At 47.2% G+C, this 301-nt stretch carries 1 pseudogene; it reads left to right on the forward strand.

The features are described from left to right. Window positions 1–289 (forward strand): annotated as a pseudogene (locus HK25_RS13175) (hypothetical protein); the annotation flags it as partial. Window positions 290–301 lie beyond the last annotated feature (12 nt).

A 301-nucleotide genomic window follows, 5' to 3' on the forward strand; every position in this document is an offset into this window, starting at 1 on the left:
TGTCCTGGGCTGGATAACAAACTATAATGCTGCATGGACTATGCTGCGTGAATATTTTGCAGATAATTTAGCCGCCAGATGGAAATATTTGCGTGATAATAACGTAATTTCATCTGATACGCTCGACAAAACAATCCGCAGGCTCACAGGCACGATTTCAACGGACGATTTCACTGCGGATGTTACTACCTGGGGAACAAACAGTCAGTCGACCTATGGCTTTCTCATCACGTGGATACAGGGACGCATTGCCTGGCTCGATGAACAGTGGGGCTATAGCGCGTCATAACAGCGCATGACG

It is taken from the genome of Acetobacter sp. DsW_059, assembly GCF_002153695.1.
GTDB classification, from domain to species: domain Bacteria; phylum Pseudomonadota; class Alphaproteobacteria; order Acetobacterales; family Acetobacteraceae; genus Acetobacter; species Acetobacter thailandicus.